The sequence below is a fragment of the Winogradskyella helgolandensis genome (assembly GCF_013404085.1).
Lineage (GTDB): Bacteria > Bacteroidota > Bacteroidia > Flavobacteriales > Flavobacteriaceae > Winogradskyella > Winogradskyella helgolandensis.
Genome location: NZ_JABFHO010000001.1, coordinates 193,563 through 211,538, shown reverse-complemented (window position 1 = coordinate 211,538; position 17,976 = coordinate 193,563). Strand labels below are relative to the sequence as shown.

General features: G+C 34.9%; 12 protein-coding genes. 2 read left to right on the top strand and 10 right to left on the bottom strand.

What is annotated here, in order from left to right; genetic code table 11:
- Positions 1-283: 283 nt before the first annotated feature.
- Both gltB and HM992_RS00740 read left to right on the top strand, forming a co-directional pair.
- Positions 284-4,792: a glutamate synthase large subunit gene (gltB, locus tag HM992_RS00745; RefSeq protein WP_179318160.1), complete on the top strand. Its 4,509-nt coding sequence runs from the start codon at positions 284-286 to the stop codon at positions 4,790-4,792.
- A gap of 77 nt (positions 4,793-4,869) precedes the next feature.
- Entirely contained in the window at positions 4,870-6,333 is a 1,464-nt protein-coding gene (locus HM992_RS00740; protein ID WP_179318158.1) for a glutamate synthase subunit beta, read from the top strand.
- Positions 6,334-6,481: 148 nt separating this feature from the next.
- Here the strand turns inward: HM992_RS00740 and argH are convergent, their stop codons facing one another.
- The 10 genes from argH to HM992_RS00690 form a co-directional block, all read right to left on the bottom strand.
- The gene (gene argH, locus HM992_RS00735) at positions 6,482-7,756 is read right to left on the bottom strand and encodes an argininosuccinate lyase (RefSeq protein WP_179318156.1); all 1,275 of its coding nucleotides are present in this window, start codon (positions 7,754-7,756) and stop codon (positions 6,482-6,484) included.
- Positions 7,757-7,851: 95 nt separating this feature from the next.
- Positions 7,852-8,913, bottom strand: coding sequence for a M20 family metallo-hydrolase (locus HM992_RS00730; protein WP_179318154.1), 1,062 nt, complete (start codon positions 8,911-8,913; stop codon positions 7,852-7,854).
- The gene (gene argB / locus HM992_RS00725) at positions 8,910-9,686 is read right to left on the bottom strand and encodes an acetylglutamate kinase (protein WP_179318152.1); all 777 of its coding nucleotides are present in this window, start codon (positions 9,684-9,686) and stop codon (positions 8,910-8,912) included. The genes HM992_RS00730 and argB overlap by 4 nt, the downstream gene beginning before the upstream one ends.
- 89 nt (positions 9,687-9,775) lie before the next feature.
- Positions 9,776-10,711 carry a Rossmann-fold NAD(P)-binding domain-containing protein gene (locus HM992_RS00720; RefSeq protein ID WP_179318150.1) on the bottom strand — a complete coding sequence of 312 codons (936 nt, stop codon included), beginning with the start codon at positions 10,709-10,711 and terminating at the stop codon, positions 9,776-9,778.
- 148 nt (positions 10,712-10,859) lie between these two features.
- A complete protein-coding gene (locus HM992_RS00715) occupies positions 10,860-11,993 on the bottom strand; it encodes an aspartate aminotransferase family protein (RefSeq protein WP_179318148.1) in 1,134 nt (377 codons plus the stop codon).
- Between the two features lie 52 nt (positions 11,994-12,045).
- The gene (proC, locus tag HM992_RS00710) at positions 12,046-12,846 is read right to left on the bottom strand and encodes a pyrroline-5-carboxylate reductase (RefSeq protein ID WP_179318146.1); all 801 of its coding nucleotides are present in this window, start codon (positions 12,844-12,846) and stop codon (positions 12,046-12,048) included.
- 147 nt (positions 12,847-12,993) lie between these two features.
- Positions 12,994-13,977: an N-acetyl-gamma-glutamyl-phosphate reductase gene (gene argC / locus HM992_RS00705; protein WP_179318144.1), complete on the bottom strand. Its 984-nt coding sequence runs from the start codon at positions 13,975-13,977 to the stop codon at positions 12,994-12,996.
- 83 nt (positions 13,978-14,060) lie between these two features.
- A complete protein-coding gene (locus tag HM992_RS00700) occupies positions 14,061-15,242 on the bottom strand; it encodes an argininosuccinate synthase (RefSeq protein ID WP_179318142.1) in 1,182 nt (393 codons plus the stop codon).
- Between the two features lie 42 nt (positions 15,243-15,284).
- The gene (locus HM992_RS00695; protein WP_179318140.1) at positions 15,285-15,947 is read right to left on the bottom strand and encodes a GNAT family N-acetyltransferase; all 663 of its coding nucleotides are present in this window, start codon (positions 15,945-15,947) and stop codon (positions 15,285-15,287) included.
- A 427-nt stretch (positions 15,948-16,374) separates the two neighbouring features.
- The gene (locus HM992_RS00690) at positions 16,375-17,967 is read right to left on the bottom strand and encodes an NADP-dependent glyceraldehyde-3-phosphate dehydrogenase (RefSeq protein ID WP_178983348.1); all 1,593 of its coding nucleotides are present in this window, start codon (positions 17,965-17,967) and stop codon (positions 16,375-16,377) included.
- Positions 17,968-17,976: the final 9 nt, after the last annotated feature.

Sequence of the window (17,976 nt, the reverse complement as noted above, 5' to 3'; positions counted from 1 at the left end):
CAATAATTTCAATTTGTTTAAAATGAGATTAAAATGGTGATTTTGTGTGTTATTTTTAATGTTTGATTCTTTTCTAAAACGTTTTAGCAATAAATTAGCTTTTTTATTGAATATTTTATATTAGCTAATTGTTAGAATATGTTGTTATTATTGCAATATTTTCAAAAAGAATGCTCATTACTATTGATATGAGAAAAGTGTTGTAACTATTTTTATAATTAACTTTATGCATATATATTAGAGGAGTAATAAGGTGTAAAAAACCTTTAAATTTTTTTAAAATATGTTTAAGAAGCAAGGGCTGTATTCGCCAGAGTTTGAACACGAAAATTGCGGTGCAGGATTCATCTGTAATCTAAAAGGAGAAAAGACAAATCAAATTATACATGATGCTTTAGAAATACTAGAAAAACTAGAGCATCGAGGAGGTGTAAGTTCTGATGGAAAAACAGGAGATGGTGCAGGTTTATTAATCGATATTCCACATGCTTATTTTAAGCGCGTTTGTGGTTTTAAAGTCCCTGTAAAAGGAAAATATGCGGTAGGAATGGTGTTCTTACCAAAAAATAGAAATCAGTATAAATTTTGCAAAGATACTTTTGAAAAAGAAATCATTGCTCAAGGCCTTACTGTTATAGGTTGGAGAGAAGTTCCTGTAGACTCTACACAACTCGGGGAAATCGCTTTAGCATCGGAACCTAATATTGAACAGCTTTTCGTTGGGAAATCTAATGAAGTTTCAGAAGCTGATTTTAAAGCAAAACTTTATGCGGCGCGCAAGATAACGGAACATGCGGTTCGGAATTCTAAGATGTCACAAAGTTCTTATTTCTATGTGTCTAGTTTGTCAATGAATACGCTTATTTATAAGGGGATTATTATGCCCGAAGATATTGGGCCTTATTACAAAGATTTACAAGAAGATGATTTGGTGACGCGCTTGGCATTAGTGCATCAGCGTTTTTCTACGAATACAATGCCAACATGGGAGTTAGCGCAACCATTCCGATTTATGTGTCAAAACGGAGAGATTAATACACTTCGAGGTAATGTGAGTAGAATGCGTGTTCGTGAAGAAATCATGAAAAGTGACGTTTTTGGTACGCAAATAGAAAAATTATTTCCAATAATATTACCGGGAAAGTCTGATTCGGCTTCAATGGATATGGTCGTGGAATTGTTGACGCATACAGGTCGTTCATTGCCGGAAGTTATGATGATGATGATACCTGAAGCATGGGAAAAACATGCAACTATGTCTCCTGAGCGCAAAGCATTTTACGATTATAATGCTTGTATAATGGAGCCGTGGGATGGGCCAGCTTCCGTGCCTTTTACAGATGGAAATTATATTGGAGCTTTATTAGATAGAAACGGATTGAGACCGTCAAGATATACAGTTACTAAAAGCGGAAAATTGATCATGTCTTCAGAAATTGGAGTGGTTGATATTGCACCAGAAGATGTCGAAAGTCATGGGCGATTAGAGCCAGGAAAGATGTTCTTGGTAGATATGAATCAAGGTCGAATAATCAATGATGAAGAAATAAAAAGTAAAATTGTAAAAGAAAGACCATATCAAGAATGGTTAGATAAAACAAGATTACATCTTAAAGATATTCCTTACACAGGAGAAACGTGTCCAATAGAATCTTTAGATATAAAAACAAGACAACGTTTATTTAATTATACATACGAGGATATTCAGGAAGTCATCACACCAATGGCTCAAAAATCCAAAGAAGCTTTAGGTTCTATGGGGACAGATACACCATTAGCTGTATTGTCCAACAAACCGCAATTAATTTCAAATTATTTTAAACAATTATTTGCACAGGTTACCAATCCGCCGTTAGACGGCATTAGAGAAGAAATTGTAACAGATATTAGTTTAGCATTAGGTAAGGATAGAAATATCTTTAGTATTACTGAAAGACAATGTAGAAAGTTGAAAATTCAGAATCCCGTAATTTCAAATGATGATTTAGATAAAATACGACATATTGATATTGAGGGTTTTAAAGCCGAAACTATTGAGATGTTATATCAAAAAGATAAAGGTTTAAATGGGCTTGAAGATGCTTTAGATAATATCATTGTTCAAATTGAAAAAGCCTTAGTCCGAAAAACAAATATTATCATTTTATCAGATAGAGGTGTAAGTAAGGATATGGCTCCAATTCCGCCATTGCTAGCATGTTCTTACGTGAGTCATCAAATGAATCGTTTGCGTAAGCGTTCGTATTTCGATATTATTATAGAATCTGCAGAGCCTCGTGAGCCACATCATTTTGCAACTTTATTTGGTTATGGAGCAAGTGCAGTCAATCCATATATGGTAAATGAAATTATCAGAATGCAAGTTAAAGAAGGCTTCATTACGGATATGGATGAACAAAAAGCAGTTGATAATTTTAATAAAGCTATTGGAAAAGGAATTCTGAAAGTGATGAATAAAATCGGAATTTCAACCTTACGATCTTATAGAGGGTCTCAAATATTTGAAATCGTTGGATTCAATTCTCAATTTGTAGAAAAATATTTCCCTTATACCACATCAAGAATTGAAGGTATTGGGTTATATGAAATTGAAAAAGAAATAGATAAACGTTATCAGCATGCTTACCCGAGTAATGTACTCGACAAACGTTTAGGTTTAAATATTGGTGGAGATTACAGATGGAGACGTAATGGAGAACAGCATTTATTTAATCCAACAACGGTTGCTAAATTGCAACAAGCTGTGAGGTTAAGTGACCAGGCAAGTTATGATGTTTATGCTAAAACTATAAATGAACAATCTGAAAATTTAATGACCATTCGTGGGTTATTCGAATTTAATAATATAGATCCCATACCAATTGAAGAGGTAGAGCCATGGACCGAAATCGTAAAACGTTTCAAAACAGGTGCAATGTCTTATGGTTCAATTTCGAGAGAAGCACATGAAAATTTAGCGATTGCCATGAACAGAATTGGTGGAAAATCTAATTCTGGAGAAGGGGGAGAAGATAGAAGACGTTTTCAACCCGATGTGAATGGCGATAGTAGAAACTCGGCAATAAAGCAAGTGGCTTCCGGTCGTTTTGGAGTGACGTCGCATTATTTAACTAATGCTAAAGAGATTCAAATAAAAATGGCGCAAGGTGCAAAACCTGGAGAAGGTGGTCAGTTGCCAGGAGAAAAAGTATTACCATGGATTGCAGCAGCGAGGAATTCTACACCATTTGTGGGTTTAATTTCGCCACCGCCACATCACGATATTTATTCGATTGAAGATTTAGCACAATTAATATACGATTTAAAAAATGCCAATCGTGAAGCTAGAATTAATGTAAAGTTAGTTTCAGAAGTTGGTGTTGGAACTATTGCCGCAGGTGTCGCTAAGGCAAAAGCCGATGTTGTTCTTATTGCAGGATATGATGGAGGAACAGGAGCATCTCCTTTAACCTCATTAAAACATGCAGGTTTACCTTGGGAACTTGGTTTAGCTGAGGCGCAACAAACGTTAGTGCTAAACAACTTAAGAAGTAGAATAGTTGTTGAATGTGATGGTCAATTAAAAACAGGAAGAGATGTAGCTATTGCAGCATTATTAGGCGCAGAAGAATTTGGTTTTGCAACAGCACCTCTTGTAGCTTCAGGTTGTATTATGATGCGTAAATGTCATTTAAATACGTGTCCAGTTGGTATTGCTACGCAAGACAAAAAATTGCGTAAAAACTTTAAAGGCACACCAGAGCATGTTATTAATTTCTTCTATTATATAGCGGAAGAACTACGAGGTATTATGGCTGAATTAGGGTTTAGGTCAATGGCAGAAATGGTTGGGCAAACACATAAAATTAACGCCAATAAAGCAATCAAACATTACAAAGCTAAAGGTTTAGACTTATCTTCAATATTACATCGACCAGCAGAATACAGTCAAATGCCAGTTAAGAATTTACAAAAACAAGAGCATAATTTAGATAATGTTTTAGATTTTAAAATCTTAAAAGATTCGCATCGCGCTTTATATAGAAAAGAGCAAATGACTTTGGCATATCCTATCAAAAATACAAATCGTACGGTTGGAGCCATCGTGAGTAATGAAATTTCAAAAATATATGGTCATTTAGGTTTGCCAGAAGATACATTGAATATCAATTTTGAAGGTTCGGCCGGACAAAGTTTCGGAGCTTTTGGAGCACACGGATTAACGTTTAAACTAGAAGGTAATACAAATGATTATTTAGGAAAAGGATTGTCTGGAGCAAAACTTATTGTTAAGAAACCAACTCGAGCAGATTTTAAAGCGGAAGATAATATTATCATTGGAAATGTTTGTCTCTTTGGAGCGGTTGAAGGGCAGGCGTATATTAATGGAATTGCAGGAGAACGTTTCGCAGTTAGAAACTCAGGTGCAACAGCAGTTGTAGAAGGTGTGGGAGATCATTGTTGCGAATATATGACAGGAGGAAAAGTCGTTGTTCTTGGTAAAACAGGACGAAACTTTGCTGCAGGTATGAGTGGAGGAATTGCATACGTGTATGATCCTGAATGTAAATTTATAAACGGGTTATGTAATATTGAAACTATAGAATTTGAGAAAATTTTAAAGAAAGATGCTAACGATTTAAAAGCTTTGATTGAAAAGCATGTAGAATATACAGATAGCGAATTAGGAAAATCATTATTGGGTGATTGGGAAACAAGCTTAAAGAATTTTGTTCGGGTAATGCCAACGGAATATAAACGTGCTTTAAAACGTTTAGAGACAGAAGAACCAATGGTTGAAGAATTGGTGTAAGCTAAGGTAGAAGATAAAAGTTATAACACAATTAAATTTAGAAAGCAGGATGAGATTCCTGCCTTCGCAGGAATAAAATGGGAAAAGTAACAGGTTTTAAAGAATTCGAAAGAAAAGATGAATCCTACAAGCCAGTAAAGGATCGCGTAAAGCATTATAATGAATTTACGGTGCCTTTAAAGGAAAAGGACATGACTGAGCAAGGGTCGCGTTGCATGGATTGTGGAATCCCATTTTGCCATAGTGGTTGTCCATTAGGAAACCTAATTCCAGATTTTAATCATATGGTACATCAAGGCGAATGGCAAAAGGCTTCATGGATTCTGCATTCTACAAATAACTTTCCGGAGTTTACAGGTCGTTTGTGTCCTGCACCTTGTGAACAGGCTTGTGTTTTAGGTATTATTGAAGATCCGGTATCTATAGAGAATATTGAAAAAAGTATCGTTGAACGTGCTTTTAAAGAGGGTTGGATTAAGCCTCAACCACCAAAAACGAGAACAGGGAAAACAATTGCTGTTGTAGGTTCTGGCCCAGCAGGTTTGGCTGCAGCACAACAATTAAATCGAGCAGGTCATACCGTTACCGTTTTTGAAAGAGATGATGCTATTGGAGGTTTACTGCGTTATGGAATTCCTAATTTTAAAATGGAAAAAGGTATAATTGATCGTCGTTTAGCTATTTTAGAAGCGGAAGGTATTATTTTTAAAACCAACGTTAATGTAGGTGTTAATTATAAGATTGAAGACTTAAGAGCTTTTGATGCGGTCGTGCTATGTGGAGGAGCAACTGAAAGAAGAAGTTTACCAACACCCGGAATTGAAGCAGACGGAGTAGTGCAGGCTATGGATTTTTTAACGCAACAAACTAAAGTTGTTTTTGGACAGAAAATAAAAGATCAGGTTTTAGCAACTAAGAAAAATGTCATCGTCATTGGAGGTGGAGATACAGGTTCAGATTGTGTTGGAACATCTAATCGTCAAGGTGCAAAATCGGTAGTTAATTTTGAAATTATGCCAAAGCCACCAGGACATCGTTCGCCTGCAACACCTTGGCCATATTGGCCTTTACAGTTAAAAACATCCTCGTCTCATAAGGAGGGTGTGGAACGAAATTGGTTAATTAATACCAAAGAGTTCGTAACGAATGCTAAAGGGAAACTTACAGCAATAAAAACGGTAAATGTAGAATGGGAAATGGTACCAGGTGAACGCCCTAAACTTATTGAAATTGCAGGAACTGAAAAAACATGGCCTTGTGATTTGGCGTTATTGGCTTTAGGTTTTACAGGTCCAGAAAGTACTATTGCAGACCAATTAGGTTTGGAAAGAGATGTACGTTCTAACTATAAAGCGAGCTATGGAAAGTATCAAACTAATATTCCAAATATTTTTACAGCGGGAGATATGCGAAGAGGACAATCGTTAATTGTCTGGGCAATTTCTGAGGGTCGTGAAGCGGCTCGTCAAGTAGATATTTACTTAATGGGTAAATCCGATTTAGCGACTAAAAATGCGGATGGAGATTTAGTTGGAGTATAAGAGAATTTTAAATAAAAATACTTCTGCTGCTATAAATTTCTAAGGGTAGTCTATTTATTAGGGTAGAATATAAAGCATCTGGAAACAGATGCTTTTTTTTGTTATCCTGCATGTTTTTTAAAACCTTGCAGGTGTAATAAGTTTAATCTTATTTAGGATACTTTGCTCGAATATCTTCTAAACACAAATTATGAATACTCCCAATATGAGAGTGTTCTTTTCCTAAATCTGGAGTATAAGTTCCTGCTTGAACTTGCCCTCCTATTTTTTGATACGCTTCTCTAAAACTCATGCCATCAACCACTAAATTATTAATGCTGTCTACTGTAAACAGGTATTGGTATTTCTCATCTGTGAGGTCAATATCCTTCACGATGATTTGTTGAATGGAATAATTAAAGATGTCCAGAATGTCCTTTACATCTTCAAAAGCATTGATGATGTTTTCTTTCAATAGTTGAAAATCTCTGTGGTAACCGCTTGGTAAATTATTCGTGATTAATAGCATTTCAGAATGTAAAGCTTGAATTTTATTACACTTACCTCGTATTAATTCAAACACATCAGGATTCTTTTTGTGTGGCATAATACTACTTCCTGTAGTCAATTCATCTGGGAATGTTATAAATCCAAAATTCTGACTCATATACAAGCAAATATCCATAGCAAAACGTGCCATAGTGTTACATAAGCCACCTAAAGCACTTGCGATAGCGCGCTCACTTTTTCCTCTGCTTAATTGTGCCGCAACTACATTATATTTTAAGGTTGAAAAGCCTAATTCTTTAGTTGTAATATTTCTGTCAATTGGAAATGAACTACCGTATCCAGCAGCAGAACCTAATGGGTTTTGATCTGCAATTTTGGAAACGGCATTCAGTACATAAACATCATCAATTAACAATTCCGCATAGGCAGAAAACCATAACCCAAATGAGGAAGGCATAGCAACTTGTAAATGCGTATAACCAGGTAAAAGTTGGGTTTTATGGGTTTCAGCTAGACTTAAAAGTGTATCGAAAAAGGTTTTTGTTTTGTCGTTTATGATTTGAAGATTTTCTTTATAATAGAGTTGAAGGGCCACTAAAACTTGATCATTTCTAGAGCGTGCGGTGTGGATTTTTTTACCGACCTCGCCTAAAGTTTTGGTAAGCTCGTGTTCAATTTTAGAATGTACATCTTCAAATGATTCTTCAATAATAAACGTTCCTCTGTCAATGGAATCAGCTAAGACTTTTAATCCTGATTTTAATTGAATCAATTCTTCCGAAGTAATAATCCCTATAGACTCTAACATCACAGCGTGTGCTCGCGATGCTTCCACATCGTATTTAGCAATATGCATATCAATTTCTCTATCGTTACCAACGGTAAATAATTCTATCTTTTTATCTATTGAAAATCCTTTGTCCCAAAGTTTCATACGCATTCTTTGTTTTGTCATTCCTGCGAAGGCAGGAATCTATTTTTAATTTTAGACCTGCTAGGTTGAAAAAACCTGCTAGGTCTATTTTCTTTTTACAATACTTTCTCTAATAATTTAATATATAAATCAACACCTTCTTCAATTTCAGCTAAATAAATAAATTCATCGGCTGTATGCGACCTCGTGCTATCTCCTGGTCCTAATTTCAGTGAAGGGCAAGTTAATACGGATTGGTCTGATAATGTTGGTGAACCGTAAGTTTCTCGTCCGAGTTCTATACCTGCTTCAACCAATTCGTGATTAATAGGAATTGAAGAGGAATTCAATCGCAAACTACGGGCTTTAATACTTGTGCATGGGGATTTTCTGATTAAAATCTCTTCAATTTGTTGATTGGTGTATTTGTCATTCACACGGACATCAATGACTAAATCAACTTCAGCAGGAATGGCATTATGTTGTCGGCCTGCATTGATTTGAGTTACGGTCATTTTTACATCACCTAAAACAGGTGAGTTTCGTGCAAACTGATAATCTTTAAACCATTTTAAAACCTCAATAGTATTGTAAATTGAATTATCCTTATTTGGGTGAGCGGCATGACCAGCCGTACCTTTTACCTTAGCATCAAAAACAACTAAACCTTTTTCGGCAATAGCTAAATTCATTAAAGTAGGTTCGCCTACAATAGCGACATCAATTTTTGGAATGATGCTTAGCATGCTATTCAATCCGTTTGGTCCACTGCTTTCTTCTTCGGCAGAAGCGACAATTACTAAATTGTAGTTGAGGTCTTTTTTATTGTAAAAATAGGTGAAGGTTGCTATTAGAGATACCAAACATCCTCCTGCATCATTGCTGCCTAATCCGTATAATTTACCATCTTCAACAATAGCTTTAAGCGGATCTTTGGTATAACCATTATTAGGTTTTACCGTATCGTGATGGGAATTTAGTAATAAGGTTGGTTTGCTCTCGTCAAAATATTTGTTCGTCGACCAAATGTTGTGATGATCTCTCTTAAAAGGAATTTTATGTGATTTAAACCAATCTTCTATAAGTAACGCCGTGTTGTCTTCTTCTGATGAAAATGATTCTGTTTCTATAAGTTGCTTTAATAAAGCAATGGCCTCTTGGGTTAGTTTTTCAATCATTGGGTTATGGTTGTGTGTTTACTGTTTGTATTGAAAAGCATGTCTGATTTTCCGATACAAACTTTTTGAACATTTTTATTTATAGCATGAAAGCAATTATCTAATTTAGGTAACATGCCTTCGAATATGATGTTGTTATTCTTTAATGTTTTATAGCTTTCTGTGTTGATGTTTTCAATTACAGAATCTTCATTGTCAACATCTTCTAATACACCGTTTTTTTCGAAACAATAATATAATTCGGTGTTACAAATTGATGATAAACCAATGGCTAATTCTGAAGCTACAGTATCGGCATTCGTATTCAGTAATTGTCCGTTTGCATCATGAGTAATGGCACAAAAAACAGGTGTAATATGGTTGTTTAATAAGATTTGTAAAGTTTCTGTGTTTACTTTTATAACATCTCCAACAAAACCGTAATCAATAGTTTTTATTGGGCGTTTTTCAGAAATTATGGTGTTGCCATCAGCGCCAGAAAATCCGATAGCATTACAATCATTAGCCTGTAATTGGGCTACAATAGTTTTATTAATTTTTCCAGCATAAACCATAGTGATGATGTCTAAGGTTGCTACATCTGTGATTCGTCTGCCTTCATTCATTTGTACAGGGATATTCATTTGGCTAGCTAATTTAGTTGCCAATTTTCCACCTCCATGAACCAAAACTTTTGGTCCTTCTATAGTTGAGAATTTTTTAATGAATGCAGCTAATGCTTCTTCATTGTCGATGATGTTTCCTCCTATTTTTATGACTTTTAATGTTTTCATCTTGTGCTCGCGAAAGCGAGTATCTTTTTGATTTCTACTTTTTTTTAAGACCTGCAAGGTTTTAAAACCTGCTAGGTCAGATAGCCGGATTATAAATCCTCTAAAATCTGTTTCAAAACAACTTGGGCAGCATACGTTCTATTGTTCGCTTGTTTAATCACCACAGACTGATCACTATCTAATACCGCATCTTCAACAATTACATTTCGTCTTACAGGTAAGCAATGCATAAATTTTGCATGACCTAATTTCGACCTGGTCATCATCCAATTGTTATCCTGACTCAATATTTTTCCGTAGTCATTGTAACTACTCCAGTTTTTTACATAAACAAAATCAGCATCTTTTAAAGCGTCCTCTTGATTGTAATTTATTGGTGTGTCTTTAGTGATGTCTTCACTTAATTCATAACCTTTAGGATGTGTGATGGTTAAATCAACCTCTAAATGTTGCATCATTTCTACAAACGAATTTGGGACGGCTTGTGGCAATGCTTTTGGGTGTGGTGCCCAAGAAATAACCACTTTTGGTCTAGCGTTTTCAGTTAGTTCAGAAATAGTTATTGCATCTGCTAAAGCTTGCAATGGATGTGCTGTTGCACTTTCCATATTCACGATTGGAACAGTTGCGTATTTTTTAAAGTTATTGAGAATGTATTCTGATTCATCTTTAGCTTTATCTTGTAATGTTGGAAATGCTCTTACAGCAATGATATCTGCATATTGCGAAATCACTTGTGCGGCTTCTTTAATGTGTTCCGATGAGTTCCCATTCATAATTGAGCCATCTTCAAACTCAATATTCCAGGCATCATTCACGTTTAAAATCATGACATCCATGCCTAAGTTTTTTGCTGCTTTTTCGGTGCTTAATCGGGTTCTTAAACTCGAATTAAAAAAGAGCATTACTAAGGTTTTATGTTTTCCTAAATCTTGAAATTCAAAAGGATTCATTTTTAGTAAAATAGCTTCCTTTATGGTTTCAGATAGGTTTGAAATGTCTTTTATTTTGGTGTAATTTTTCATCTTCGTGCCCACGAAAGTGGGTAACTTTTAGTTTGACTTTCTTTACGTTTACACCCCTAAAGTCCCCTCAAGGGGACAATTGTCCAATTCGTCTGAGTGGATTGTCCCCTTGAGGGGACTTGAGGGGGTGTTTTTTCACAGTTTCATGTTACAATTTATTTAATTCTTTTTCTAACGCTTCAAAAAAGACATCAATGTGTTTTTTCTGAATCGTTAATGGAGGAAGAATACGTATCAAATTTGGATTCTTTGCACTTCCTGTGAAAATATGATGATCGAAAATTAATTTTTTTCTCAATTCGGAAATTGGAAAATCAAATTCCAATCCAATCATTAAACCACGACCTTTAATCGATTTTAAGTTGGGTAATCCTTTGGCTTTTTCTAGAAAATAATCTGAAATGTTATGAGCATTTTCCATTAAGTTTTCTTCTTCTAAAACGTCTAAAACAGATAATGTTGCAGCGCATGCTAAATGATTACCTCCAAATGTGGTTCCTAATAAACCAAAAGAGGCTTTAATTGAAGGGTGTATTAAAATCCCTCCAACTGGAAACCCATTTCCCATTCCTTTGGCAATTGAGATAATATCTGGTGTAATGTTGTGTTTTTGAAAAGCGAAAAAGTCGCCAGTTCTACCGAATCCAGATTGTACTTCGTCAGCGATTAAGGCTGTGTTGTAGTGCTTGCAAAGTGTTTCGAGACCTTGATAGAATTCTGTAGTGCTTTGATCTAAACCGCCAACTCCTTGTATAAATTCGACAATTATAGCACAAGTTTCGTTCTGTTTCAAAATTTGTTCAACAGTATCTAAATCGCCTAATTCTACAAAGTCAACATGTTGTTGTGCATTAATTGGTGCTACAATTTTTGGGTTGTCGGTGGCAGCTACTGCAGCAGATGTTCTGCCGTGAAATGAATTTTTAAACGCTAAAACTTTCTTTTTTCCATTGTGGAATGACGCTAGTTTTAGAGCATTTTCATTCGCTTCTGCTCCAGAATTACACAAAAATAATTGGTAATCTTTACAGTCAGAAAGCGCTTCTAATTTATCTGCTAATTCAACTTGTAATGGATTTTGAATCGCATTACTATAAAAACCTAATTTTTCAACTTGATTAGAAATAGCTGATACATATTTTGGGTGTGAATGTCCAATAGAAATCACCGCGTGTCCTCCGTATAAATCTAGATACTCAACATTTTTGTCGTCGTAAACGTAAACATCTTTTGCACTTACAGGTGTGATGTCAAATAGTGGATATACATTAAATAAACTCATATTTTTTATTTTTTATCCTGAAAAGTTTCAAAAACCTTGTAGGGAAATCATATCAGATTTGCTCTTTCTTAATATTGCTAATCTTATTAAACGAAGCGACCATACCTTGAATTAAAGATGAGCTCAATCCTTTGTGTTCCATTTCATTTAACCCTTCAATGGTACAACCTTTTGGTGTGGTAACACGGTCAATTTCTTCTTCTGGATGATTGCCGTTTTCTATCAGCAAGTTAGCAGCTCCTTCACTAGTGTACATGGCTAACTCTTGCGCTTCTTTGGCGTCAAAACCTAACTGAATTGCTGCTTGCGTCGTCGCTCTAATTAGTCGCATCCAAAATGCAATGCCGCTCGCACAAACTACGGTGGCTGCTTGCATCTGCGTTTCTGGAATCGCCAATGTATGACCCAATCGGTTAAAAATAGCTTCGGCAATAGGAATACGTTTTTTTCCTAATTCATTACTGCACATACACGTCATAGATTTACCAACAGCAATGGCTGTGTTTGGCATGGCTCTAATTATAAATTGATCGCTTCCAACTTGATCCTCAATGCGTGAAATTGAAAATCCTGTTATAGTAGAAATTAAAACATGTTTTTCTGTTAAATGAGGTTTTACATCATTTAAAATTTTTTCAAAATGCGCGGGTTGAACAGCGAATATTAAAATGTCAGAGTGCTTAACCGCTTCAATATTGTCGGTTGTTAGTACTACATTCTTATAACCGTCTAAATCTTGAATACCATCTAAGTTTCGTTTAGTTAAGTATAATGTTGTGATAGCATTATTAGTGATGAGTCCTTTTGCTATGGACTTGCCTAAATTGCCTGTGCCTATGATTGCTATTTTCATTTTGCTTTTCTATTGTTTTTTAATGGTAAAATGTGTTCGCATTAAAAATGCTCGGTTCATCTTATTTTTTGTCATTTCTGCGAAGGGAAGAATCTATATTTTGGTTTAGACCTGCTAGGTTTTATAAACCTGCAAGGTCTATGTTTGTTAAAAATAATTAGCTTTTAATCGTAAACCTTCAGTTTCTTCAAAACCATACATTAAATTCATATTTTGAATCGCTTGTCCTGATGCGCCTTTTAATAAATTATCAATGATGCTTGTAACTAATAATTTGTTTTCATGTTTATGTAAATGAAGGATGCATTTATTAGTATTAACCACTTGTTTTAAATGAATCTCTTCGTCAGAAACAAAAGTAAAAGCAGCATCTTTATAAAAATCTGAATACAATGTTTTTGCGTCTTCTAAACTACCTTCAAATTTGGTGTAAAGTGTAGCAAAAATTCCTCTTGAAAAATCGCCGCGATTTGGCATAAAAATGATTTCTGAACTAAAATCCGATTGTAACCCATTTACCGTTTGATTGATTTCGCCTAAATGCTGATGTGTAAAGGCTTTGTAATGTGAAAAATTATTATCTCTCCAGGTAAAATGTGTTGTAGTTGATAATGAGGTTCCTGCGCCAGTTGCGCCTGTTACAGCATTAATATGAACGTCATTTTTTAATACATTTGCTTGTGCTAAAGGCAATAAAGCCATTTGAATAGCAGTAGCAAAACAACCTGGATTTGCAATGTAATTCGCTTTTTGAATCGCTGTTTTATTCAGTTCGGGAAGTCCATAAATGAATGGTTTTCCATCAAAATTTGAATCACCCGTTAATCTAAAATCATTACTTAAATCGATAATCTTTGTCGTTTCAGAAAAACTGTTTTGTTCCAAAAAAGTTTTTGAGTTGCCGTGGCCTAAACACAAGAACAACACATCAATTTTAGGATTAATTTCGCTTGAAAACTCTAAATCGGTAGATCCTAATAAATCTTGATGCACCTTACTTACTTTATTTCCAGCATTAGATGTACTATAAACAAAGTCGATTTCTACTTTAGAGTGATGAATCAATAATCTTATTAATTCGCCAGCTGTGTAACCAGCTCCTCCTATAATGCCTGCTTTTAGTTTTTTCATCTCAGTGACCGTGAAAACGGTTATCTTTATTTGATTACACTTTGTTCAGACCTGCTCGGTTTTAAAAACCTGCGAGGTCTTATTTAGTTATTGACTTGCTGATAAATCTTGTTTTGATTGCCAAATATTTTTATAAACCCTTTGGCTTCGTCTGCAGTCCAACCTTTATTTTCTTCGCCATAACTTCCGAACTTCGCATTCATTAAATCGTGTTCAGATTTAATACCATCTAATGAGAAATGATAAGGCTTAAGTGTTACGATAACTTCTCCTGAAACTTTATCTTGACTACTCTGTAAAAAGGCTTCCATATCTCGCATTACAGGATCCAAATATTGGCCTTCGTGCAAATGCATACCGTAGAAACTAGATAAATAATCTTTATGTTGTAATTGCCATTTCGTTAAGGTATGTTTTTCTAAGAGGTGATGTGCTTTGATGGTAATTAAAGCTGCGGCAGCTTCAAAACCAACCCGTCCTTTAATACCAACAATCGTATCTCCTACATGAATATCTCTGCCAATAGCATAAGCTGAAGCTAAGTTGTTTAAAACTTCAATATTAACTTCCGGACTGTTTTCTTCTCCGTTTATAGCAACCAATTCACCTTTAGAAAAAGTTAAAGCCACTTTTTCAGGATCTGAATGTTTTAACTGTGAAGGGTAAGCAGAATCTGGTAATGGTTTTTCAGACGTTAATGTTTCTTCTCCGCCAACACTCGTTCCCCAAAGGCCTTTATTAACTGAGTATTTGGCTTTGTTCCATGACATATCGATACCATTTTCAACGAGGTAATCAATTTCTTGTTGTCTGGTTAATTTCCCATCTCTAATAGGAGTAATGATTTCGATTTCTGGTGCTAAGGTTTGAAAAATCATATCAAATCGCACTTGGTCGTTTCCTGCGCCAGTACTTCCGTGTGCAATATATTTGGCATCAATACTTTTGGCATATTGAACAATTTCAATAGCTTGGATAATTCGCTCGGCACTTACAGATAATGGATACGTATTGTTCTTCAATACATTTCCAAAGATTAAATACTTAATCACTTTATCGTAATACGATGCAATGGCATCAATATTTTTATATGTCGAAACGCCCATTTTATAGGCATTACTTTCAATCGTTTTAATTTCGTCGGTTGTAAAGCCACCTGTGTTTACGCTAACCGCATGTACATCGTAGCCGGCTTTACTTAAGCTCACAGCGCAGTAAGATGTGTCTAATCCTCCACTATATGCTATAACTAATTTTTTATTCATTTTTCGCTTTTATTGTTTTTCAATTGTAAAATGTGTTCGCATTTAATTGCTCGGTTCATCTTTATTGTCTTTTTTTAAAAACATATTCTGTTTTATAAGTTTTAATCGCGTCCACACTTTTTTATCATAAGCACGATCTTTAGTGTGTTCTTTAGTGTGTTCTTTTGGTTTTGGTATTTCAGCTTTAGCCGGATCGTAGAGCATCCCTGTGCATAAGCACATTTTTTGCTCTGTTCTTGTTAGAACATCAAAGTTTTTACAAGTTTGGCAACCTTTCCAAAAGGATTGGTCATCTGTTAACTCTGAAAACGTAACGGGTTTATAACCTAACTCGCTATTCATTTTCATAACGGCTAAACCAGTTGTAATACTAAAAACTTTAGAGTTTGGGAATTTTGTTCTTGAGTGATCAAAAATTACTTTTTTAATTTGTTTAGCTAAGCCTATATTTCTGAAATCAGGATGCACAATTAAGCCTGAATTTGCTACAAATTTACCATGACTCCATGCTTCAATATAGCAGAAGCCTGCAAATTTATCGCCTTCTAAAGCAATAACGGCATTACCATTTTCCATCTTTGTAATGATGTATTCTGGTTTTCGTTTTGCGATACCAGTACCTCTAACTGTAGCAGCATCTGCGATAGTTTCGCAAATGAGATCTGCATAAATGCTATGTGATTTATCAGCAATTACAATTTTCATTGTGATTGTTTTTTTAGATTATAAAATGTTTGATTTTCTTGAAATGAAGAACTGGACACACCTAAGTTCCTAATATAGATTATACCCTTCCGGGCGACGACTTAAAATATGGCGTACAAAATCTGCTTTAGTATTAGGGTTTACTAAAATTGAAAAGGGAGATAAAGATGTTGAATTGTTCAAAGTGAAAAAATTAAAATTGATTAACTGAATGGTTTTAAGTAATGCCATTAGCGACGTCGCTTGTTTAATAACACGCGTGTGGGTCTTTCAATTCTATTTCTTTGAGTTAACATAGTGTAAATTTAGAATTAAAATTTATATATCGCCTTAATATATGGGCTTTTATGAAATTTTTATGAAATTCATAATTCTTCGTAATAAAACTTTAAATAATTCAATTTAAAAACCTTAATGCCACCTTTCGTTAAAGGATGTAATCTGTACTTACAAAATTTGAAGCTCTAGAATCTAAGAGGTCTTTCAAAATAGCATTGTTATAATCGTTGTCTTTTGAAGCAACAAAAGTTCTGATTGAAAATGAACGTAATGCATCGTGGACACTCAATGTAGCAACGGCTGAATCTTTTCTTCCTGTGAACGGATAAACGTCTGGGCCACGTTGGCAAGAGCTATTTAAATTTACACGACACACTAAATTTACCAAGGTATCTATTAATGGCGCTAATGTTTTAACATCTTTACCAAACAAACTTACTTGCTGTCCGTAATTAGATTCTGCCATATCATCTAAAGGTTCTTCAATATCTGAAAACGGCACTATAGGAATTACAGGTCCAAATTGTTCTTCTTGAAAAACACGCATGTCCTTTGTAACAGGATATAATACGGCTGGAAAAATATAATTTTCTGTTGTTTCTCCGCCTTTTGAATTAATTACTTTCGCTCCATTATCAGTAGCATCGTTAATTAAATCTTGAATATAAGCAGGTTTATCTGGTTCTGGCAATGGAGTTAATTTAGCTCCGTCTTCCCATGGGTTTCCAAATTTTAAAGCGTCAACTTTAGCAGAAAATCGTTTATTGAATTCTTCAATAATGTTTTCATGTACATATAAGACTTTTAAAGCTGTACAACGTTGACCATTAAACGAGGTGGTTCCTGCGATACATTCATCAATGGCTAAATCTAAATCGGCATCTGGTAAAACAATGGCTGGATTTTTAGCTTCAAGACCTAGGACTAATCGTAATCTATTACTTTTAGGATGTTGATTTTGTAGTGCGTTTGCTGATTTACTATTTCCGATTAAAGCTAATACATCTACTTTTCCGGTTTGCATGATTGGTGCAGCAACGGTTCTTCCTCTTCCATAAATAATGTTTACAACCCCTTTTGGAAAACTATCTCTAAAGGCTTCCAACAATGGTGAAATTAATAGAACTCCATGTTTCGCAGGTTTAAAAATGGCTGTATTTCCCATAATTAGAGCAGGAATCAACAATGCGAAAGTTTCATTTAAAGGATAATTATAAGGACCCAAACAAAGTACAACACCTAAAGGGCCTCTTCTTATATGTGCGTTAACACCAGAGCTTTTAACAAATTTAGCGCTGTCACGATCCATTTGTGTATAATCTTCTATAGTATCATAAATGTATTCAACGGTTCTATCAAATTCTTTTTCAGAGTCAGGCAGAGTTTTACCAATTTCCCACATGAGAAGTTTTACAATTTCCTCACGCTTAGTTTTCATTTGCACTACGAATTTTTCCATGCAGGCAATTCTATCCACAACCTTCATAGTTGGCCATAAACCTTGTCCTTTATCGTATGCGGAAACAGCAGCATCTAATGCTTTAATGGCTTCCTTTTTTCCTAAGGTTGGTATCGTTCCAAGAAGTGTAGGTTGGTAGTCTTCAGTTGAAGAAATAGTAGAATATACTTTAGACGTTTCACCTCTCCAAGGTATCAGAGCTCCATCTACTAAATAGGTGTTCTGATCTACTAATTTTTTAATTTGAAACTGTTCTGGAATGTTCACAAAGGTAGAAGTCATAAAACTTTA